17 protein-coding genes are annotated in these 21,475 nt (G+C 68.8%); 12 read left to right on the top strand and 5 right to left on the bottom strand.

All coding sequences use genetic code 11. From position 1 onward, the window contains the following. The first annotated feature begins 73 nt into the window (after nucleotides 1–73). The 3 genes from groL to pepF all read left to right on the top strand — a co-directional run bounded on the left by groL (nucleotide 74) and on the right by pepF (nucleotide 5,232). On the top strand, nucleotides 74–1,711 hold the full coding sequence (gene groL / locus J2W22_RS05670) for a chaperonin GroEL (RefSeq protein WP_307117276.1): 1,638 nt from the start codon (nucleotides 74–76) through the stop codon (nucleotides 1,709–1,711). Between the two features lie 103 nt (nucleotides 1,712–1,814). After that, the gene (locus J2W22_RS05665; protein WP_307117275.1) at nucleotides 1,815–3,251 is read left to right on the top strand and encodes a hypothetical protein; all 1,437 of its coding nucleotides are present in this window, start codon (nucleotides 1,815–1,817) and stop codon (nucleotides 3,249–3,251) included. 115 nt (nucleotides 3,252–3,366) lie between these two features. Then, nucleotides 3,367–5,232 carry an oligoendopeptidase F gene (gene pepF / locus J2W22_RS05660; protein WP_307117274.1) on the top strand — a complete coding sequence of 622 codons (1,866 nt, stop codon included), beginning with the start codon at nucleotides 3,367–3,369 and terminating at the stop codon, nucleotides 5,230–5,232. Nucleotides 5,233–5,322: 90 nt separating this feature from the next. Here the strand turns inward: pepF and J2W22_RS05655 are convergent, their stop codons facing one another. After that, nucleotides 5,323–5,616: an HNH endonuclease gene (locus tag J2W22_RS05655; RefSeq protein WP_307117998.1), complete on the bottom strand. Its 294-nt coding sequence runs from the start codon at nucleotides 5,614–5,616 to the stop codon at nucleotides 5,323–5,325. A gap of 35 nt (nucleotides 5,617–5,651) precedes the next feature. Continuing rightward, entirely contained in the window at nucleotides 5,652–6,239 is a 588-nt protein-coding gene (locus J2W22_RS05650; RefSeq protein WP_307117273.1) for an aspartyl/asparaginyl beta-hydroxylase domain-containing protein, read from the bottom strand. Between the two features lie 45 nt (nucleotides 6,240–6,284). Here J2W22_RS05650 and J2W22_RS05645 point away from each other — a divergent pair, with 45 nt between their 5' ends. Beyond that, nucleotides 6,285–7,445: a sulfotransferase family protein gene (locus J2W22_RS05645; RefSeq protein WP_307117272.1), complete on the top strand. Its 1,161-nt coding sequence runs from the start codon at nucleotides 6,285–6,287 to the stop codon at nucleotides 7,443–7,445. 5 nt (nucleotides 7,446–7,450) lie between these two features. Here the strand turns inward: J2W22_RS05645 and J2W22_RS05640 are convergent, their stop codons facing one another. Next, nucleotides 7,451–8,512, bottom strand: coding sequence for a mannose-1-phosphate guanylyltransferase/mannose-6-phosphate isomerase (locus tag J2W22_RS05640; RefSeq protein ID WP_307117271.1), 1,062 nt, complete (start codon nucleotides 8,510–8,512; stop codon nucleotides 7,451–7,453). Nucleotides 8,513–8,674: 162 nt separating this feature from the next. Here J2W22_RS05640 and J2W22_RS05635 point away from each other — a divergent pair, with 162 nt between their 5' ends. Genes J2W22_RS05635 through J2W22_RS05620 form a run of 4 tightly spaced genes read left to right on the top strand, consistent with a single transcriptional unit; the run spans nucleotide 8,675 to nucleotide 15,541 of the window. After that, nucleotides 8,675–10,063: a TIGR03013 family XrtA/PEP-CTERM system glycosyltransferase gene (locus J2W22_RS05635; protein WP_307117270.1), complete on the top strand. Its 1,389-nt coding sequence runs from the start codon at nucleotides 8,675–8,677 to the stop codon at nucleotides 10,061–10,063. Beyond that, nucleotides 10,064–12,121, top strand: coding sequence for an XrtA/PEP-CTERM system histidine kinase PrsK (prsK, locus tag J2W22_RS05630; protein ID WP_307117269.1), 2,058 nt, complete (start codon nucleotides 10,064–10,066; stop codon nucleotides 12,119–12,121). After that, entirely contained in the window at nucleotides 12,118–13,476 is a 1,359-nt protein-coding gene (prsR, locus tag J2W22_RS05625) for a PEP-CTERM-box response regulator transcription factor (protein ID WP_307117268.1), read from the top strand. The genes prsK and prsR overlap by 4 nt, the downstream gene beginning before the upstream one ends. After that, the gene (locus J2W22_RS05620; protein WP_307117267.1) at nucleotides 13,460–15,541 is read left to right on the top strand and encodes a tetratricopeptide repeat protein; all 2,082 of its coding nucleotides are present in this window, start codon (nucleotides 13,460–13,462) and stop codon (nucleotides 15,539–15,541) included. The genes prsR and J2W22_RS05620 overlap by 17 nt, the downstream gene beginning before the upstream one ends. On the opposite strand, the gene J2W22_RS05615 is transcribed toward J2W22_RS05620, so the two are convergent. After that, entirely contained in the window at nucleotides 15,538–16,173 is a 636-nt protein-coding gene (locus J2W22_RS05615) for a TetR/AcrR family transcriptional regulator (protein ID WP_307117266.1), read from the bottom strand. The genes J2W22_RS05620 and J2W22_RS05615 overlap by 4 nt on opposite strands. 87 nt (nucleotides 16,174–16,260) lie before the next feature. Here J2W22_RS05615 and J2W22_RS05610 point away from each other — a divergent pair, with 87 nt between their 5' ends. The 4 genes from J2W22_RS05610 to J2W22_RS05595 all read left to right on the top strand — a co-directional run bounded on the left by J2W22_RS05610 (nucleotide 16,261) and on the right by J2W22_RS05595 (nucleotide 19,454). After that, on the top strand, nucleotides 16,261–17,001 hold the full coding sequence (locus J2W22_RS05610) for an SDR family NAD(P)-dependent oxidoreductase (protein WP_307117265.1): 741 nt from the start codon (nucleotides 16,261–16,263) through the stop codon (nucleotides 16,999–17,001). Between the two features lie 73 nt (nucleotides 17,002–17,074). Next, nucleotides 17,075–17,887, top strand: coding sequence for an ATP-binding protein (locus tag J2W22_RS05605; protein WP_307117264.1), 813 nt, complete (start codon nucleotides 17,075–17,077; stop codon nucleotides 17,885–17,887). A gap of 66 nt (nucleotides 17,888–17,953) precedes the next feature. Continuing rightward, nucleotides 17,954–18,304: a DUF3060 domain-containing protein gene (locus J2W22_RS05600; RefSeq protein ID WP_307117263.1), complete on the top strand. Its 351-nt coding sequence runs from the start codon at nucleotides 17,954–17,956 to the stop codon at nucleotides 18,302–18,304. 133 nt (nucleotides 18,305–18,437) lie between these two features. Further along, nucleotides 18,438–19,454, top strand: a complete 1,017-nt coding sequence (locus J2W22_RS05595) for a sensor histidine kinase (protein WP_307117262.1) — start codon at nucleotides 18,438–18,440, stop codon at nucleotides 19,452–19,454. A gap of 124 nt (nucleotides 19,455–19,578) precedes the next feature. Here the strand turns inward: J2W22_RS05595 and J2W22_RS05590 are convergent, their stop codons facing one another. Continuing rightward, nucleotides 19,579–21,357: an ABC-F family ATP-binding cassette domain-containing protein gene (locus tag J2W22_RS05590; RefSeq protein WP_307117261.1), complete on the bottom strand. Its 1,779-nt coding sequence runs from the start codon at nucleotides 21,355–21,357 to the stop codon at nucleotides 19,579–19,581. Nucleotides 21,358–21,475 lie beyond the last annotated feature (118 nt).

Below are 21,475 nucleotides of genomic sequence, written 5' to 3'. Positions count from 1 at the left end.
CAGACAATTCATGCGCGCCAGAAACTGCTTCTGGCGTGTACTTTGTGTACTTTGAAACGGAAAGGTCAGCCAAATGGCAGCCAAGGACGTGAAATTCAGCCGTGACGCCCGTGAGCGCATTCTGCGCGGCGTCGACATCCTCGCCGATGCGGTGAAGGTGACCCTGGGCCCGAAGGGCCGCAACGTCGTGATCGAGAAGAGCTTCGGCGCCCCGCGCATCACCAAGGACGGCGTCAGCGTCGCCAAGGAAATCGAGCTCAAGGACAAGTTCGAGAACATGGGCGCCCAGATGGTGCGCGAAGTGGCCTCGAAGACCAACGACATCGCCGGTGACGGCACCACCACCGCGACCGTGCTCGCCCAGGCGATCGTCCGCGAGGGCATGAAGTCGGTGGCCGCCGGCATGAACCCGATGGACCTGAAGCGCGGCATCGATCTCGCCGTCGGCAAGGTCGTCGAGGACGTGAAGGCCCGCTCGAAGCCCGTCTCGGGCTCGTCGGAAGTCGCGCAGGTCGGCATCATCTCGGCCAATGGCGACGTCGAAGTCGGTCAGAAGATCGCGGAAGCGATGGAGAAGGTCGGCAAGGAAGGCGTGATCACCGTCGAAGAGGCGAAGGGTCTCGAGTTCGAGCTCGACGTCGTCGAGGGCATGCAGTTCGACCGCGGCTACCTCTCGCCCTACTTCATCACCAACCCGGAGAAGATGACGGTCGAGCTCAACGACCCGTACATCCTGATCCACGAGAAGAAGCTGTCGAACCTCCAGTCGATGCTTCCGATCCTCGAGGCGGTCGTGCAGTCGGGCCGCCCGCTGCTGATCATCGCCGAGGACATCGAGGGCGAGGCGCTGGCCACCCTGGTCGTCAACAAGCTGCGCGGCGGCCTGAAGGTCGCGGCCGTCAAGGCGCCGGGCTTCGGCGATCGCCGCAAGGCGATGCTCGAGGACATCGCGATCCTCACCAAGGGCGAAGTCGTCTCGGAAGACCTCGGCATCAAGCTCGAGAGCGTCACCCTGGGCATGCTCGGCACCGCCAAGCGCGTCACGATCGACAAGGACAACACCACCATCGTCGATGGCGCCGGTGAAGCCGATGCGATCAAGGGCCGCACCGAGGCGATCCGCCAGCAGATCGAAGTCACCACCAGCGACTATGACCGCGAGAAGCTCCAGGAGCGTCTCGCCAAGCTCGCCGGCGGCGTGGCCGTGATCAAGGTCGGCGGCGCGACCGAGGTCGAGGTGAAGGAGCGCAAGGACCGCGTCGACGACGCTCTCCATGCTACCCGCGCGGCAGTCGAAGAGGGCATCGTCCCCGGCGGCGGCACGGCGCTGCTCTATGCGTCGAAGGCTCTCGACGGCGTCACCGGCGCCAATGAGGACCAGACCCGCGGCGTGGACATCGTCCGCCGTTCGCTCTCGGCCCTGGTTCGCCAGATCGCCCAGAACGCCGGCCATGACGGTGCCGTGGTCGCCGGCAAGCTGCTCGACGGCAACGACGCCACGATCGGCTTCAACGCCTCGACCGACACCTATGAGAACCTGGTGACCGCCGGCGTGATCGACCCGACCAAGGTCGTCCGCACCGCGCTCCAGAATGCGGCCTCGGTCGCCGGCCTGCTCATCACCACCGAAGCGGCGGTGAGCGAGCTGCCGGAAGACAAGCCCGCCATGCCGGCGATGCCGGGCGGCGGCATGGGCGGCATGGACTTCTAAGAGTCCGCGCAAGCACAAGCGAAGGGCCGGGGAGCGATCCCCGGCCCTTTTGCTTTCCGGCGATTTAACCCTGCCTTAGCCGCCGCCGTGCCAGGAACCGGCCATGGCCCGGTTCGGCAAGCATCACATCCTGGTCCCGCTGGTGCTGCTTGTCGCGGTGCTGCTCCGGGCGCTCGCCTTTTCGCCCTTTGCGGTCCACCACCCCGACGAGGCGATCCAGTATATCGAGCAGGCCCACCGCCTCGCCTTCGGCACCGGCCTGGTGCCCTGGGAATATCGGGAAGGCATGCGCAGCTGGCTGGTGCCGCTGCTGCTCGCCGGGCCGATGCGGCTCGGCGAGGCGCTGGCGCCCGGCTCGCTCGCCTATGTCGTGCTGCCCCGGCTGACCGCGGCGCTGCTCGCCTTCGCCATAGTCCCCGCCGCCTATGCGATCGGCCGCCGCATCTCGCCGCGGCACGGGCTGGCCGCGATAGCGGTGACCGGCCTGTGGTACGAGAGCGTCTATTTCTCGGTCCATGTGCTGACCGAGACCTTGGCCGTCTCCGCCTTCTTCTGCGCCGCCGCCCTGCTCAAGCCCGACGCCCGCCCCGCCCGGCTGATCGGCGCCGGCGCGCTACTCGCCCTCGCCGCGCTGGTCCGCTTCCATTATCTCCCCGCCATCGCCGCCTTCGCACTGGTCAGCCTGGGGATGCGGTGGCGGGACTGGGGCTGGCTGGCACTCGGCGGCATAGCGATAGCGATCGCCAGCGGCGCGATCGACGCGGCGATGGGCCAGGCCCCGTTCCTCTGGATCTACCGGAATTTCGCGCAGAACATCCTGGCCGACAAGGCATCGGAGTTCGGCCGCTACGGGATCGAAGCCTATGGCCAGATGGTCTGGCTCGCCTGGTCGGTGGCGCTGGTCCCGATCCTCTGGCTGGCGGCGAAGGGCGCGCGGCGCTTTCCGGCGCTCCCCGCCGCGGCGCTGGTCAATCTCGCGGTCCATCTGCTGATCGGCCACAAGGAATATCGCTTCATCCTGCTGACCACCGAGATCGCGATCCTCCTCGCCGCGATCGGGACGGCCGATCTGATGGACGGACGCCGGCATGGCGACCGGCTGCTTGCCGGCCTTGTCGCGCTCTGGGCCCTCGCCTCGGCTACGCTCGCGCTTGCCGAGCCCTCGAACCCCGGCTGGCGCCGCTTCGAATCCGGCTTCCGCCTCGCCCGGGAGGCCCGGCTGCACGGGGCCTGCGGGCTGGCGCTGGCGGACCGGAGCTACTGGAAGAGCGGCGGCCACACCTATCTGGGCAGCGCGCCGCTCTATTATGTCCAGGGCCGCGACCCCTCCGACACGCTTGCCCGCCTGACCGCGGGGTCGAGCGCCTATGACGCGATCATCGCCGCCCCCGGACAGGCACCGCCCGCCTATCGCAACCTCGCCTGCCGCGGCGATGCCGACGGCAGCCTGTGCCTGGCGATCCGCCCTGGCCCCTGCACCCGCTCCGCCGTGACGGAACCCTGGCGGATGCAAGCGGCGATGGAAGCTGGAAATCGCTGAAGCAGCGTGTTGGCGTGCTAAGCCGACAAACCACTTCCCTTCCCGCGGAAACCGCGACAGACTGGCCGCCTCACAACAGCGCCGGCCTACAGGTGCGCTTCGGGGAAACTGGAACATGACCGAACTTTCTCGCCGCGAGGCGCTGGCCGCCGCCGCTGCGTTCGCCGGCGCTGCCGCCGCCCTGCCCGCATGGGCCCGCCAGGCCGCCGCGCCCGCCGGCGCGCAATGGGACCTGACCGAGCTCTATCCGAACGAAGCCGCCTGGGAGGCCGCCCGCAAGCAGATGCTCGCCGCGATCCCCGGCGTGACCAAGTACAAGGGCCGGCTGGGTGACAGCGCCGACGTGCTCGCCGAAGCGCTGTCGCTCCAGTCTGATCTCGGCCGCACGATCGGCCGCATCTACACCTATGCCAGCCTGAAGGGCGACGAGGACGTCCGCATCTCGGCGAACCAGGAGAAACTGGCCCAGGCCCGCGATCTCTACACCGCGTTCGGCGAGGCGACGTCCTGGACCTCGCCCGAGCTGCTGACCCTGGGCAAGGCCAAGATCGAGGCATTCCTCGCCGCCAGCCAGACGCTGCGCACCCGCTTCGACTTCGCCCTGGCCGACACGCTGCGCCAGGCCGAGCACACACTCTCGCCCGAAGGCGAGTCGATCCTCGCCAGCGCCGGCTCGCCGCTTTCGGCACCCGGTGAGATCTCGGGCCAGTTGCGCTCGTCCGATATCCCGTGGCCGACGATCACGCTGTCGACCGGCAAGGCGGTCCGCCTCGATTCACAGGGCTATTCGCTCAACCGCGATGCGCCCAACCGCGAGGACCGCAAGGCGGTGTTCAACGCCTTCTGGACTGCGCATGGCAAGTTCCAGAGCTCGTTCGGCACGACCTATGCTGCCAAGGTGCGCGGCGACATCTTCTACGCCAAGGCGCGCAAGTATCCGACCTCGCTGGCCCGCGCGCTCTCCGGCAACAACGTGCCCGAAGCAGTGTACCGCACGCTGGTGGCCGAGGCGAACAAGGGCCTGCCCCAGCTCCACCGCTATTTCGAGCTGCGCCGCAAGATGCTCAAGCTGCCGGACATCGGCTATTACGACATCTATCCGCCGCTCGTCTCGATGGACCGCAGCTACACGCTCGACCAGATGCGCAGCACCACGCTGGAGGCGGTCAAGCCGCTCGGCGCCGACTATCAGGCGCGCATCGCCAAGGCGACGGCGGCCAAGTGGATGGATCCCTGGCCCCGCGAGGGCAAGCGCCCGGGCGCCTACATGAACCCAGGCGCGTTCGACGTGCATCCCTATCTGCTGCTCAACCTCAGCGACAAATATGACGGGATGAGCACCTATGCGCATGAATGGGGGCATGCGCTCCACTCGCTGCTCGCCAACTCGACCCAGGTCTACGACAAGGCCGATTACCCGATCTTCCTGGCGGAGATCGCCTCGACGCTGAACGAGCAGCTGCTGTTCGCCCATCTGATGAAGAACGCGAAGACCAGGGAGGAGAAGCTCTTCTACCTCGGCCAGCAGATGGAGAATTATCGCGGCACCTTCTACCGCCAGACCATGTTCGCCGAGTTCGAGCTCAAGGCACACGACATGGCGGAAGCGGGCGAGGGCCTGTCGGGCGAGAAGTTCACCAAGGTCTATGGCGAGCTGCTGCGCACCTATCACGGGCCGAACATGATCCTGGCGCCCGAATATGCCAATGAATGGGCCTATATCCCCCATTTCTACAACAGCTTCTACGTCTACCAGTATGCCACCTGCATCTCGGCGGCGACCTTCTTCGCCCAGTCCATCCTGAAGGGCGGCCCGAAGGAGCGCGACAATTACCTGTCGGTGCTGAAGGCAGGCGGTTCGGACTATCCGACCGAGATCCTGAAGCGTGCCGGCCTCGATATGGCGAGCCCGGCCCCGTACCAGGCGCTGATCGCCGACTTCAAGAACGTGCTCGACCAGGCCGAGGCGTTGGTCGGCTAAGCCTGTGAACGGTGCCGGCCCGCTCCCCCGCCCGGCCTCCCCGCGGTAGTATTCTGTGGGAGGCCGGGCGGGGGAGCGGGCCGGCACCGCCTAGATGCGCTTTCGCGTCGGCGCATGGAAATCGGGCGGCTTGTCCGCGATCCATGCGACGAAGCGGCGGATGTCCTCGCGCGCGAGCAGCGCCTCGAGCGTGGGGTAGAGCCGGGCAAGCTCGGCATTGCTCGCGCTAGCATGGATCGTGCGGTGGCAGATCGGGTGGAGCGGCACGGTATCGCGGCCACCCTCGCTCTTCGGCACGACATGGTGCCACTCGATCCTGGCGCCGAGCGCCCGGGCGCAAAGCGCGCAGGCCTCGGGCGGCGCGGCGCTTGCGGCCGCCTCCATCGCGGCGGCAACCTGCTTGCGCCGGACGCGCCCGCTCATCCCGCGAGCTGACGTAGCAGCCAGTCGTTCACCACCAGGTCGATGACCAGATGGATGCGGGCAATGTCGCTGCGATTGGCAACGCTGTGCGGGTCGGCGAGCCGCAGGTACCAGACCTCGCCCGGCGCCATCGTCACGCGTGCGCCGTTCAGCCGGAAGTCGACATCGGGGCTGGTGACGATCGGCACGTGGACCCGGGCAAAGCCCTGGGCGACGTCGAGGTCGAGATCCTCATGCTCCTTGATCACCGAGCCTGCCGCGAGCCGCATCAGCCGCACGGTGCGCACCTCGCACTGAAAGGCGTCGACCACCGCCGACAGCGCCGGCATGCGCGTCCGCCACGGTGTGTCGACGAACTCGGTGACGCCGGGCGCGGGATAGATCATCTGGATCGGATGCTTGGCTGTGGCGGGCGCGCGCAGCGGCAGCGCGCTCCACTCGCCTTCGTAATTCTGCCTCACGAAATGCTCGGTCCAGTCACCCCGCTCCAGCGCGGCGATATCCGCCGCGAGCGGCGCCGGATCAAAGGCCAGCGGCAGCCGCACCCGATCGGGCCAGACGGATTGTGTGGGTGCTGTCGCCATATTAGCCTGTCATGTCCTTCCCGTGCGAGCCTATCCCAGCCCCCGATGATTGCAACGCCGCCGTCTCCGCTCGAGCTGTTCCGCGCCGCCGTGATGGCCGATGCCGAAGCGCAGGCGCATCTCGCCGAGCCCTATGATCCAGCGGAGTTCGAGGCGCGCGCGCGCGCCTGGGCAGCGGCGCGCGGCATCGCGCTTGCCGCGAGCGACCTGGCAGAGGGCAGCCGGGTCGATCCGATCGGACTCCACCGTTTCGCCCCGGCACCACTGGTCCGGGCCGACTGGCCACCCCGGGGCTGGCTGCCGGTGCGCTTTTCGGCAGAGCCGGAGCCCGCAATCCACTGGCTCCATTTCGCCGGGGTCTCGCCGAACAGCCCCTTCTTCGAGGATGCGGTGCGCGAGATATCGGGCCGGCCGTTCAACCGCCTGTTCCGCACCGCGACGCCGATCGCCAGCTTTCTCGGGCACACGGACCTGCGCGCACCCAGCGGCTTCGTCTTCCACATGTCGCGCTGCGGATCGACGCTGGTCTCGCAGATGCTCGGCGCCGCGCCCGGCCATGTCTCGATCTCCGAAGCCCCGCCGCTCGACGCGCTGATCCAGCATCAGTTCGCCGATCCGGAGACGCATGCCGAGGCGCTGCGCGGGCTTGTCCATGCCTATGGCCGCGATGCCGAACATCTGTTCGTCAAGCTCGACAGCTGGCACACGCGCGCACTGCCCCTGCTCCGCCGTGCCTTTCCCGAGACGCCCTGGATCTTCCTCTATCGCGATCCGGTGGAGGTGCTGGTCTCGCAGCTGCGCCTGCGCGGAGTGCAGACGGTGCCCGGCATCGTCCCGCTCGAATGGTTCGGCTTCCGCCCCGACGAGGCGCAGCTCCCCGAACGTGATTTCATCGCCAGGGTGCTCGAACGGACCTGCAGCGCGGTGATCGAGCATGGCCGGGGAGACGGGCTGCTGGTCAACTATGCCGAGCTGCCCGAGGCCTTCTTCAGCCGCATCCTGCCGCATTTCGGCATTACGCCCAATGCAGCGGCAGGAGCCGCGATGGCAGAAGCGGCGGGGAGCCATTCCAAGGCACCCGGCACGCGCTTCCAGGCCGATGCTGGGACTAAGCAGCGCGAGGCCGATGCCGGGCTGCGCGCCACCGCCGAACACTATCTCGCCCCGGTCTTCGCCGCGCTGGAGGCCCGGCGCGCGGCCGCCTAGCGGTCTCAGCCGTCCTTCTGCATCGCCTCGATGATCTTCTTCACTTCCTGGCTGCGCCCGCGCGGCAGGACGAGGATGTCGTCGCCCGAGGCGACCACGATCAGATCCTCGACACCGACCAGCGCCACGCGCTTGCCGGATTCGGCGCGGACCAGGCAGTTGCTGCTCTCGATCACCACCGCGTCGCCGCGCACGACATTGCCGCCGGCATCGGCATGGCTGATCGCGTGCAGCGCGTCCCAGCTGCCGACGTCGCTCCAGCCCATCGTCACCGGCACCACCGCCACGCGCGGCGCCTTTTCCATCACCGCATAGTCGATCGAGTCCGAGGGGCTGGCGGCGAAGCTGTCGGCATCGGGCCAGATCCGCGCGCCTTCGCGCCGGCCCTTCTCCATCGATGCCTGGGCGGCGGCGAGCATCTCGGGCGCATAACTGGCCAGCGCACCGAGATAGATGTCCGCCCGGAACAGGAAGATGCCGCCGTTCCAGGTGTGCCCGCCCTGGGCGAGCATTTCCTCGGCCCGGTCGCGCGGCGGCTTCTCGACGAAGCGTTCGACCCGGTGCACGCCCTCGCTGATCGCATCGCCCACCTTGATCCAGCCATAGCCGGTCTCGGGCGAATCGGGGGTGATGCCGAAGGTGACCAGCCAGCCGTCGCGCACCAGCGGCAACGCCGCCTGGATCGCGGCGTGGAAGGCATCGACATCGGCGATGACATGGTCCGACGGCATCACCAGCAGCGGCTCGGCCCCGCCGCCCGCGGCGATGGCGGCGAGCGCGATCGCCGGCGCGGTGTTGCGCCCCATCGGCTCGAGCACCAGCGCCCGCGCGGTGCTGTCCGCGGCGGCGAGCTGTTCCTCGACCATGTCGGCATGATGCGCGTTGGCGACGACGATCGGCGCCCCGAATCGCTCACCCGCCGCGCGCCGCGCGGTGAGCTGGAGCATCGTCTCCTCGGCGGTGAGCGACAGCAGCTGCTTGGGTTTCTCGGCCCGCGACATCGGCCAGAGTCGGGTACCTGATCCTCCCGACAGGATGACTGGGACGATCGGATTCGAATCCGGCATGTGCTTCGGACCTCCTGAAGATATTGCAATGCGGCGAATTGCCGCGCCGGTCAAACACTTGGATTGCGCCGCGGTTTCGGATCCTCTCGGGATTTTTCCGCTCGCCCTCCCGCGCACCGTCATGTCGGATTTGTTTACACTTCCGCCTTAAAGCGGATGATCATGATCCGGCTCTTCAAGCATTACGTGCCCAACGCCGTGCTGCTGCTCGGCTTTCTCGACATCCTGCTGCTGGCAGTGTCGGGCGAGCTCGGCTGGATGCTCCGCGCGCACCAGATCGGCATCACCCTACCGCCGGTGCAGACGCGCTGGCCGCAGCTGGTCAGCTATGCGCTGTTCCTCGAAGTCGCGATGATCTCGGTCGGCGTCTATGGCGCCGATGCGCTCCAGTCGCTGCGCTATGCGATGGCACGGCTGATCGTCTCGATCTCGCTCGGCGTGATCGGGCTGAGCGTGCTCTATTTCCTGATCCCCGAGATCGGCTTCTGGCGCTCGAACCTGCTCTACGCGATGGGCTGCTCGATCCTCTCGCTGGTCGCGCTGCGCATCCTGCTCGGCAAGGCGCTGGGCAGCCAGGCGTTCAAGCGCCGCATCGTCGTGCTCGGCGCCGGCGCCCGCGCGCAGCGGCTCAAGGACCTGTCCAAGACCCCCGGCGCCGGCTTCGTCGTGGTCGGCTATGTCGCGATGAGCGAAGCCAACCGCGTCATTCCAGAGGCGATCGCCCGCGACGCGATCTACAATCTCGCCGACCATGTCGTGGTGCTCAACGCCAGCGAAGTGGTGCTCGCGCTGGAGGAGCGCCGCAACGCGCTGCCGCTCAAGGACCTGCTGCGGATCAAGACCACCGGCGTGCACGTCAACGAGATCTCGACCTTCCTCGAGCGCGAGACCGGCCGTGTCGATCTGGACAGCGTCAATCCGAGCTGGCTGATCTTCTCCGACGGCTTCTCCTCGGGCCGCATGCTGTCGAGCATGTTCAAGCGGCTGTTCGACATCGGCGCCAGCGCGCTGCTGCTCTCGCTGATGCTGCCGATCATCCTGCTGACCGCGCTCGCCGTGAAGCTGGAGAGCAAGGGGCCGGCTTTCTACCGCCAGCGCCGCGTCGGCCTCTACGGCACCGGCTTCGACGTGATCAAGCTGCGCTCGATGCGCCAGGATGCCGAGGTGGGCGGCCAGGCGGTGTGGGCCGAGAAGGACGATCCGCGCATCACCCGCATCGGCCGCATCATCCGCAAGACGCGGATCGACGAGCTGCCGCAATGCTGGAGCGTGCTCAAGGGCGAGATGAGCTTTGTCGGTCCCCGCCCCGAACGCCCGCAGTTCGTCGAGGATCTCGAGACCAAGCTGCCTTATTATGCCGAGCGCCACATGGTGAAGCCGGGCATCACCGGCTGGGCGCAGATCAACTATCCCTATGGCGCCTCGATCGAGGATTCGCGCCAGAAGCTCGAATACGATCTCTATTACGCCAAGAATTATTCGCCCTTCCTCGACGTGCTGATCCTGCTCCAGACCATCCGCGTCGTACTGTTCCCCGAAGGCGCGCGCTGAATGGGCGCGCTGCTGCTCTGGCTGCACGCGCTGGCGGCGCTGCTGTTCGGGGCGCTCGCGCTCTGGGCATGGCGCAGCGACATCGCCGGGCTGCCGCGCCGCCCGCTGGCCTTCGCGCTGGCGGCCACTGCGCTCTGGGCTCTCGCCATTGCCGGCATCGGATCCGCCGACATCGCCAGCTGGTTCGCCGAGACGCTGCGCAACTTGGCCTGGCTCGGCTTCATGCTGGTCCTCCATCGCCGCGACGCGCAGACGCGCCCGCCGATCGCGCTCGGCACGGTCTATGGCGTGGTCGCGCTGGTCCAGATCGCCGCGCTGGCGCTCACTCTGGTCGCCTATGCCCAGCCGGTCCCCGAGGCCGCCGCCCAGACCGCCAATGCCGCGGTGCTGCTGCGCATGCTGGTCGCGGTGGCCGCGCTGGTGCTGGTCCAGGCGCTGTGGTCGGCGCTGAGCCCGGCCACGGGCGGGCCGCTGCGCCCGCTCGCGCTGGCGCTCGCCGGCATGTGGTGCGCCGAGTTCGCGCTCTACACCTTCGCCTATCTCGCCGCCGAGTGGCGGATCGAGCCGGTGGTGCTACGCGGGGTGGCCTATCTGGCGATCGCGCTGGCGATCGGCGCCGCGCTCCAGCGCAAGGGCGAGTGGAAGATCGAAGTCTCCCGCGCGGTCACCTACCAGTCGCTCTCGCTCGTCGCGGTCGGCGCCTATTTCGCGCTGCTCGCGCTCGCCACCTCCGCCATCGCCACGGTGGGCGGTGCCAATGCGCGCATCCTGCAGACCGCATTCGTGCTCGGCTCGACCGCGGCGATCCTCACGCTCGTCGCAAACAGCTGGCTGCGCGCCTGGCTGAAGGTGAAGCTGGCCAAGCACCTTTTCCGCCACCGCTATGATTATCGCACCGAATGGATGCGTTTCACCGAGACGCTGGGTGCCCCCCAGGGCGGCGCCGCGCTCGAGGAGCGCATCGTCAAGGCCGTAGCCGACCTCACCGAAAGCCCGGCCGGCGTGCTGCTGGTGCCCGATGGCGGCGGGCTCGGCATCGGCGCGCGCTGGAACTGGGACCATGCGACGCTTCCCGTCGCGAGCGACACGGCGCTGGGCGAGCATCTCCAGCGGACCGGCCGGATCATCGAGCTCGACGCGGTCCGCCGCAACGAGGACCATGTCGATTCGGCCGCCGTGCCGCAATGGATGCTCGACCTGCCCGAGGCCTGGGTGATCGTGCCGCTTCCCCATCATGCCGAGCTGGGCGGCGCGATCCTGCTCGCCCGCCCCCCGCTCGACCGCGCGCTCGACTGGGAGGATTTCGACCTGCTCAAGGTCGCCGGCCGCCAGGTCGCCTCCTATCTCGCCGAGGCGCGCGCGCAGGACGCGCTGGCCGAGGCGCAGCGCTTCGACGAGTTCAACCGCCGCTTCGCCTTCATCCTCCACGACATCAAGAATCTCGTGAGCCAGCTGACCCTCACCGCCCGCAATGCCGAGCGCCATGCCGACAAGCCCGAGTTCCGCGCCGACATGATCGCGACGCTGCAGAACTCCGCCGAGCGGATGAACGCGCTGCTCGCCCGCCTCTCCCAGCATCATCGCGGCCGCGCCGAGGCGCCGCATGCGATCGAGGTGGTCGCGCTGGTCGAGCGCGTCGTGAACCAGCGCAAGGGCCAGCACCCGGTCGTCCTCAGCGGCGTGCGCAATGCCATCGCCCATGCCGATCCGGCCAGCCTCGAGCAGCTGCTCGGCCATCTCGTCCAGAATGCGATCGAGGCGAGCCCGGCGCACGAGCCGGTGACCCTGTCGGTCTCGGCCGATGGCGAGCGGGTGGCGGTCGACGTGATCGACCAGGGCTGCGGCATGTCCCCGGCCTTCATCCGCGACAAATTGTTCAAGCCCTTCGTCTCGTCGAAGGAAGGCGGGTTCGGCATCGGCGCCTTCGAGGCCCGCCAGCTCGCGCATGCCATGGAGGGCCGCATCGAAGTGACGTCGCGCGAAGGCAAGGGCACGCGCTTCCGCGTGATCCTCAAGGCCGCGCATCCCGCCGACCTGGGAATGGGCCGCGCCGCATGAGCGACAGCCGCGCCCTGCCCAAGCTGCTCATCGTCGAGGACGATGCCGGGCTCCAACGCCAGCTGCGCTGGGCCTATGACGGCTATGAGATCTTCACTGCCTCCACCCGCGAGGAAGCGATCACCGTGCTGCGCGCCGAGGAGCCGCCGGTGGTGACGCTCGATCTCGGCCTGCCGCCCGATCCCGACGGCACCACCGAAGGCTTCGCCACGCTGGAGACGATCCTGTCGCTGCGCCCCGACACCAAGGTGATCGTCGCCTCGGGCCACGGCGCGCATGAATCAATGCTGCGCGCGATCTCGCTGGGTGCCTGGGACTTCTACCAGAAGCCGATCGACATCGACGCGCTGGGGTTGATCGTCGCGCGTGCCTTCCACGTCCATGCGCTGGAGGCCGAGAATCGCCGCCTCGCCGAGCGGGTCGAGGCCGGCGCGGTGCTCGGCGGCATGCTCACCGGCGCCCCCGAGATGCTCAAGGTCACCCGCACGATCGAGCGCGTCGCCAGTGCTGACGTGTCGGTGATGCTGCTCGGCGCCAGCGGCACCGGCAAGGAGCTGCTCGCCCGCGGCCTGCACGACAAGAGCGGGCGCAAGGGCCGCTTCGTCGCGATCAACTGTGCGGCGATCCCCGAGACGTTGCTCGAATCGGAACTGTTCGGCCATGAGAAGGGCGCGTTCACCGGTGCGGTGAAGACCACCGAGGGCAAGATCGAGCTGGCCCAGGGCGGCACGCTGTTCCTCGACGAGATCGGCGACGTCCCCCTTCCCCTCCAGGTCAAGCTGCTGCGCTTCCTGCAGGAGCGCGTGATCGAGCGCGTCGGCGGGCGCCAGGCGATCGCGGTCGACACCCGCATCGTCTGCGCGACGCACCAGGACATCGACGCGATGGTCGCCGACAATCGCTTCCGCGAGGACCTCTACTACCGCCTCGCCGAGATCGTCGTGCGCATCCCGAGCCTGGCCGAACGGCCGGGCGATGCCGGGCTGCTCGCGCGGCACTTCCTCCAGAAATATGCCGCGCAGATGAACACGACGGCGCGCAGCTTCGCCCCTGACGCGCTCGCCGCGATCGACGCCTGGGGTTGGCCCGGCAATGTCCGCGAGCTCGAGAACCGCGTGAAGCGCGCGGCGATCATGGCCGAGGGCAAGCATGTCGCCGCCGCCGATCTCGACCTCGAGGCGCAGGCGGAGATCGAGCCGGTCAACCTCAAGGCCGCGCGCGAGCTGGCCGATCGCAAGGCGATCCGGCACGCGCTCGCCCGCGCCGAAGGCAATATCTCCGGCACCGCCCGTCTGCTCGGCATCAGCCGTCCCACCCTCTATGATCTGATGAAGGCCTATGACCTCCAGCCATAGGCGCGCCCGCGCCAGATCCTCGGGCTTCGGCGTGCGCGGCGTGCTCGTCATCGGCGGCGCGCTCGCAGTGCTGCTCGCCGTTCTGATCGGCTGGTTCACGCTGACCACCGGCAAGATGAGCACCGCCGACGCCGCCGAGGCGACCACCCGCGCCGAGGCGCTGCTCAAGGCCGACAACGCCACCGCCGCGCGCGACCTGGCGGCAGAGGCGGTGCGCGGCGATCCCGACAATGAGAACGCGCATATCGTCCTCGCCCGCGCGCTGCTCGCCTTGCAGGACGGCGTCGGTGCCGAGGGCGAGATCCAGCGCGCGGTCGATGCCGGCTATGACGCCAGGGCCGTGCCGCAATGGCGCGCCGAGGCCTGGGTGCTCCAGGGCAAGACCGACAAGGCCCCTGCCGAGGCCGACAAGGCGCCGGAGAAGCTGCGCCCCTATGGCCTGCGCATCCGCGCCCGGGCGCTCACCGCGACCGGCGACTATGCCGGGGCGCAGAATGCGCTCGACGAAGCGCTGCGCCTCGCCCCGGACGATGCCGGCGTGTGGACCGATCTCGGCCGCTTCCGCTTCGCCGCGGGCGACCTGCTCGGCGCCGCCGAGGCATCGGACCGCGCCGTCAAGCTGGCCCCGGGCAGCGTCGACGCACTGGTGCTGCGCGGCGAGATCGTCCGCAGCCAATATGGCCTGGTCGCCGCATTGCCCTGGTTCGAGCAGGCGCTGAAGCGCGATCCGGCGCGCCACAATGCGCTGATCGAATATGCCGCGACGCTGGGCGATGCCGGCCGCACCGTCGATGCGCTCGCCGCCACCCGCCGCGCCCTCGCCGTCCGCCCCGGCAGCGCCCAGGCGCTCTATCTCCAGGCAGTGATCGCCGCACGCGCCGGCAATTTCGACCTGTCGCGCGCGATCCTGGAGAAGACCGGCGGCGCGATCGACTCGCTTCCCGGCGCGATGCTGCTCGGCGGCACGCTCGACCTCGAGAGCGGCGAATATGAGCAGGCGATCGAGAAGCTGACCGGCCTGGTCGCGATGCAGCCGATGAACATCACCGCGCGCAAGCTGCTCGCCGTCGCCCTGTTGCGTACCGACCGTGCCCGCAACGCGATCGACATGCTGCGCCCCGTCGTCGCCCGCGCCGATGCCGACAGCTATGCACTGACCCTGGTCGCGCGCGGCTTCGAGCGGATCGGAGACCGGGAAAATGCGTCGCGCTTCCTCGACCGTGCCGCCTTCCCGGCAACCGGCGAGTCCACCGCGTTCAGCGCCGACGACAGCACCGCGACGCTCGCCGCCGATGCTGCCCAGCGGCCGAACGATCCCGAGGCGACGCTCCCGCTGATCCGCAGCCTGATCGCCGGCGGCGACAAGGGCGCGGCGCTCGCCCGGGCGCAGGACATCGCCGCGAAGAACCAGGGCGCCCCCGGCGCGCAGGTGGTGCTGGGCGACATGCTGATGCTGCTCAACCGGCCGGCCGACGCCGCGAATGCCTATAAGCGCGCCGCCGACCTGCGCTTCGACGAGCCGACCCTGCTCCGCCTGGTCGAGGCGCTCGATCGCAGCGGCAAGCGCGAGGATGCGGCGAACGCGCTGGCGCTGTTCCTCTCGCAGAACCCGGTAAGCGTCGCGGCGCAGCGCCTCTCGGCGCACTGGCAGCTCGCCGCCGGCGACTATGACGCGGCGATCGACACGCTCGAGGACATCCGCACGCAGATCGGCGACGGCGACGCCGCGCTCGATGCCGAGCTCGCTGCCGCCTATGCCGGCGCGGGCGAGACCGGCACCGCGGTCGATTTCGGCGAGGCAGCCTATGGCCTCGCCCCCGCCAACCCCGCGGTGGTCGACGCCTATGGCTGGGCGCTGTTCAAGGGCGGCGACAAGGACGGCGCGCTCGAGCTGCTCCAGAAGGCGGTGATCCTGGCGCCCCGGCATCCCGGGCTGCGCTGGCACCTGGCCCAGGTCTATGCCGCGCTCGGCCGCAAGGCGGAGGCCAGGCAGAACGCCCAGGCCGCGCTCGCCGACCCGGGCTTCACCGACCGGGCGGCGGCGCAGGCGATGGCGAACGGCTAGACGCCGACCCGCGCGTCCCAGCCCAGCATCGCGACATCGGCCACGCCTTCCAGCTCGGCCCGACTGGCCCCGTCGCGGGCAAGGATCGACATGCCGTTCTGGAGGGTCTGGACGAAGCGGGCGAGCGCATCGAGATCGACCGAGGCCGGAATCTCGCCCTCTTCCCTGCCCCGCTCCAATCGATCGCGCAGCCGCTCGAAGCCCACCGCCCGCGCCGCGCGGACCAGCGCGCCGAGCTCGGCATTGCCTTCGCTGCCGGCGGCGGAGAGCGTGACCATGCAGCCGGTGGGCATGTCGGCAAGGCAGCCGGTCAGCGCCGCCGCCGAATCCATCAGCAGCGCCTTCACCGCCTCGCGTGCCGTATCCGCGGCGAGGAAGTCAGCCCAGACCAGGTCCTCGGTCGTGTCGCGATAATGGCCGAGCGCCTCGACATAGAGCGCCTCCTTCGAGCCGAAGGCGGCGTAGAGGCTCGGCGCACCAATCTCCATCGCCTCGGTCAGGTCGGCGATCGAGGTCGCGGCATAGCCCTTTTCCCAGAACAGCCGCGTCGCGCGCGCCAGCGCAGCCTCGCGATCGAACGCCCGCGGCCGGCCCCGCGCCCTTGTTTTTCCGTCGGTTGGAGAATTCTGCATCGATCGCTACATAATTCCCTTGACGGCCCCAGACAAGCTTCCTAGCTATTTGTGTATCGATCACTATACAAATATGGGACAAGGATCATGAGCGAGCTTCTGGGCAAACGCGCACTGGTGACGGGTGCTTCGCGCGGCATCGGGGCCGGCATCGCGCTGGCGCTGGCGGACAAGGGCGCCGATATCGCCATCACCTATGAGCGCTCCGCCGAGCGCGCCGCCGAGCTGGTCCGCGCGATCGAGGCCAAGGGCCGCCGCGCTATCGCCATCCAGGCCGACAGCGCCGATCCCGAGGCGGTTAAGCGCTCGGTGGCACAAGCCGTCGAGGCGCTGGGCGGGCTCGACATCCTCGTCAACAATGCCGGCATCGCCCGCTACAGCCAGGTCGCCGACCTCAACCTCGAGGAGATCGACGCGCTGCTGAACGTCAATGTCCGCTCGGCGGTGATCGCCTCGGGCGCGGCGATCCCGCATCTCAAGGAAGGCGGCCGCATCATCACCATCGGTTCGTGCCTGGCCGAGCGCGTGCCCTTTGCCGGTTCGACGCTCTATTCGATGACCAAGTCGGCGCTGCTCGCCTTCAACCGCGGCCTGGCCCGCGACGTGGGGCCGGCCGGAGTCACCGCCAACCTGGTCCAGCCCGGCCCGATCGACACCGACATGAACCCCGCCGATGGCGATTTCGCCGACACGCTGCGCGCCCACACCGCGCTCGGCCATTACGGCAAGCCCGAGGACGTGGCGGCAGTCGTCGCCTTCCTCGCCAGCCCGGCGGCACGCTTCGTCACCGGATCGGTGGTCACCGTCGATGGCGGGCTCAACGCCTGACAAGCGGCACCCAAGGGCGCTGATAGCGAAACTGGGGGTGAGCCGGCGATAGCGCCTCGCTATAGCCACCCCCATGAACGAAGAGATCCTCGCCCGCATCGCCGATGCGCTCGACCGGCTCGCCCCGCCGCCGCCCCCGCCCGCCGACCTGGAGGCGCATCCGGCCTATGTATGGCGCGGGCACGGGCTGGCGCCGGCGCGGGCGTTCGATCCGCTGCCGATCGAGATCCTGCGCGGTGTCGATGCCCAGCGCGACGCGCTGGTCGCCAACCTCACCCGCCTCTCCCAGGGCCATGCCGCGCAGGACGTGCTGCTGTGGGGCGCGCGCGGCACCGGCAAGTCGGCGCTGGTGAAGAGCGCGGTGGCCGCCGTCCAGGCGCAGGGCGGTCGCCTTGCGCTGGTCGAGGCAGTGACCACCGAGCTCGCCACCCTGCCCGAGCTGTTCGGCCTGCTCGGCACCACCGACCGGCCCTTCGCCATCTTCCTCGACGATCTCGGCTTCGACGGGGTAGGCGACGCCCGGGCGCTGCGCTCGCTGCTCCAGGGCGGGGCCGAGGCGCGGCCGAACAATGCCCGGCTGCTCGTCACCTCGAACCGCCGCCATCTCGTCACCCGCGACATCGCCGAGCAGGCCAGCGCGATCAATCCGCGCGATTCGGCGGACGACGGGCTGGCGCTAGCCGACCGGTTCGGGCTGAGCCTGGGCTTCCATGTCGTCGACCAGGACACCTATGTCGACATCGTCCGCGGCTATGCCGAGGCGCATGGCCTGAGCTTCGATCCGGTCGATGCGATCGGCTGGGCGACGCGGCGCGGCAGCCGCTCGGGCCGCGTCGCCTGGCAATATGTCGTCGACCTGGCGGGACGGTCCGGGCGAAATCTCTGACCGGCTGCGGAACCTCGCTTCCTTCGGCGCGTCTGCTTGCGACTGCGTAACCATGAAGGAATGCCGATGCGCGACGTCCGGAAGCTCACCCTGATGATCCTCGCCCCGATCGCGGCGGGCTGGGCGATTCCCGCCCAGGCCCAGACCGAGTTCAGCGGCGCCGGCGAGACTTCCGATATCCATTGCGACGGCGGCAGCGTCCATGTCGAAGGGGCTGACAACACGCTGACCATCCATGGCCCGTGCAAGAACCTCAGCGTGGCCGGGGCGAGCAACCGGATCACCATCGACCTCGCCGCCCAGTCGGCGATCCGGGTCGAGGGCGCCGACAACGAGATCCGCTGGAGCGCACCCGGCGCGGCGCGGCCCAAGCTGAGCGTCACCGGCACCGGCAACCGGGTCTCGCGCCGGCCCTGACGGTCGCAAACACCGGATATGTGGTTGATATGGCGTCAATATCCGGGCGAAATCGTCAAATCGGGTTGATCGATGTTAAAAGACCGGCCCGGATGCTTGACATGGAAGCCAAGGTCATAGCTCACTCCATTCCATGGGGCGAATAGGCGAAACCGATCTTGCGGACCGGCTGGCACCTGGCGGGCGCGGCGCGTTGCTCGTGCAGCTGGGCTTCGGCCTGCTGATCACCGGCCTGGCCATCGGGCTGCGCGCGGTGATCGACGGGATTTCGCCCGCCGCCGGCCCCTTCGCACTGGGCTTCCCCGCCGTGCTGATCGCCACCCTGTTCGGCAGGTGGCAGGCGGGGCTGCTCACCGGCACGCTGACCCTGCTCTACAGCTGGTATTTCGTGCTGCCGGTGCAGCACAGCTTCCTGCTCAAGACCCCGGACGATACCGGCCGGCTGGTGCTCGCCACGATCAACTATGCCGCGGTGCTGGTGATCGCCGAGCTGTTCCGCCGCGCGGTGCGCCGGGCGACCGCGGAGCGCGACCGCGAGCTGGCCGAGCGCGACCTGTTCCTCGAGGAGTTCGACCACCGGGTGAAGAACAACTTCACCCTGGTCGCCGCCCTGCTCGACATGCAGCGCCGCCGGGCAAAGGAAGGCGAGACGGCGGAGGCGCTGTCCTCCGCACTCAACCGGGTCGAGAGCATCGCCCGCGCGCATCGCCACCTCTATCGCGGCGGAGCGGCCACGCGCGGCGAGGTCGACATGGCGACCTATCTGGAGGAGCTGTGCGCGGCGCTGGCCGAGGCCCTGTTCCTGCGCGGAGCGATCACGCTCGACTGTTTCTGCGACCATGGCGCGATCCCGCGCGACCGCGCCGTCTCGATCGGGCTGATCGTCAACGAGCTGGTCACCAACGCCGCCAAGCACGCCTTTGCCGGGCGCCATGGCGGGCGGATCGAAGTGCGCTTCGAGGCGGCATCGCCGGGCTGGCGGCTGGTGGTGCGCGACGACGGCGTCGGCATGCCCGAGACGCCCAGGGCCCGCAAGGACGGCGGGCTGGGCCAGAAGCTGGTCGACGGCTTCGTCCGCCAGGCCCGCGGCAAGGCGAACGTCGAGACCGGGACGGAGGGGACGAAGGTGACGGTGGCGCTGGAGGCCTAACCGTCATCCCGGCGAAAGCCGGGATCTCAGGCGAAGGCGCGGGGACGGAGCCGCACGAGATCCCGGCTTTCGCCGGGATGACGGCTGTGGGGCGGGATGACGTAATTGGCCGAGCCGTCAGGCCTCAGCCCAGCGCCTCGACCATCTCCGCCAGCTCCAGCCAGCGCATCTCGGCGGCGTCCTTCTCGTCGCGCAGCCTCGAGATGCCGTCGCTCAGCGTCGCGAACTTGCCCGGGTTCTTCGCATAGAGGTCCGGATCGGCCATCGCCGCCTCGTCCTTCGCGATCTGCGCCTCGATCTCCTCGATCCGCTTGGGCAGCAGGTCGTAGTCGCGCTGGTCCTTGTAGCTGAGCTTGGTCGCCTTCTTTGGCGCCTCGGCGGCAGCAACAGCCTTGGGCGCAGCCTTCTTCGCATCCGCCTTGGGCCGGCGCTTGGCTTCCCAATCGGCATAGCCGCCGACCACGACATCGACCGTACCCGAGCCGTCGAGGCCCAGCGTCACCGTCACGGTGCGATCGAGGAAGTCGCGGTCGTGGCTGACGATCAGCACCGTGCCTTCATAGTCAGCGATCACTTCCTGGAGCAGGTCGAGCGTCTCGAGGTCGAGATCGTTGGTCGGCTCGTCGAGCACCAGCAGGTTCGAATGCCGGGCGAACTCGCGGGCGAGCAGCAGGCGCGAGCGCTCGCCGCCCGAGAGCGTGCCGATCTTGGCTTCCGCGATGCTCGGATCGAACAGGAACTCCTTGAGATAGCCATGGACATGCTTGCGCACGCCGAGCACGTCGATCCAGTCGCCGCCATCGGCGAGCACGTCGCGCACCGTCTTGGCCGGGTCCATCAGGCTGCGCTGCTGGTCGATGATCACGCCGTTGAGCGTGTTCGACAGCTTGACCGTGCCTTCGTCGGGCTGGATCTCGCCGGTGAGCAGCTTGAGCAGCGTCGACTTGCCCGCGCCATTGGCGCCGACGATGCCGATCCGGTCGCCCTTGGTGACGCGGAAGGTCAGGTCCTTGATGATCGTGCGGTCACCGAAGCGCTTGGTGACGTGCTTCACGTCGATCACCACCTTGGTGTTGCTGTCGTCGGCAGCGGTGACCAGCTTGGCGGCGCCCTGCGGCCCCATCATCGCGGCGCGGGTGGCGCGCATCTCCTTGAGCTTTTCGAGCCGCCCCTGGTTGCGCCGGCGCCGGCCGGTGACGCCGCGCTGGAGCCAATGCTCCTCGATCTTGAGCTTGGCGTCGAGCCGCTGGGCGTTGCGCTCCTCCTCGGCATAGACCTGGTCGGTCCAGGCCTCGAACCCGCCGAAACCGACTTCGGCACGGCGGATCGCGCCGCGGTCGAGCCACAGGGTCGAGCGGGTCAGGCGGGTGAGGAAGGTACGGTCGTGGCTGATCACGATGAAGGCGCCGGTGAAGCGGCTGAGCCAGTCTTCCAGCCATTCGATCGCGGCGAGGTCGAGATGGTTGGTCGGCTCGTCGAGCAGCAGCACGTCCGGGTTCTGCGCGAGCGCGCGGGCGATCGCGGCGCGGCGGCGTTCGCCGCCCGATGCGGTCTTCGCCTCGCGGCTCAGGTCGATGCCGAGCTGATCGGCGATCGCTTCCGCCTCGTGCTGCGGCGGCGCGTCGTTTCCGGAGAGCACATAGTCGAGCAGGGTCGCGCAGCCTTCCATCCGCGGCTCCTGCTCGAGCAGCACGACATGGGTGCCCGGCACGATGGTGCGTCGGCCCTCGTCCCCCTCGATCGTGCCGGCGATCAGCTTGAGCAAGGTGGTCTTGCCCGCGCCATTGCGGCCGATCAGCGCCAACCGGTCGCGCTCGCCGATATAGAGGTTGAGCCCGCGGAACAGCCAGCCATGGCCCTGGACGAGACCGAGATTTTCGAAAGCAAGAACGGGTGCAGCCATGGGACCTTTGATCGGTTGCGGCACCGGCCCGCTCCCCCACCCGGCCACCCAACGGCAGTATCATATGGGTGGCCGGGTGGGGGAGCGGGCCGGTGCCGTCGAATTGGCTCCAACTAGG

This window comes from Sphingomonas kyeonggiensis (genome assembly GCF_030812785.1).
Taxonomy (GTDB): Bacteria; Pseudomonadota; Alphaproteobacteria; order Sphingomonadales; family Sphingomonadaceae; genus Sphingomonas; species Sphingomonas kyeonggiensis_B.
Note: the sequence above shows the minus strand (reverse complement) of the source record. Positions and strands in the feature narration are given on the sequence as shown.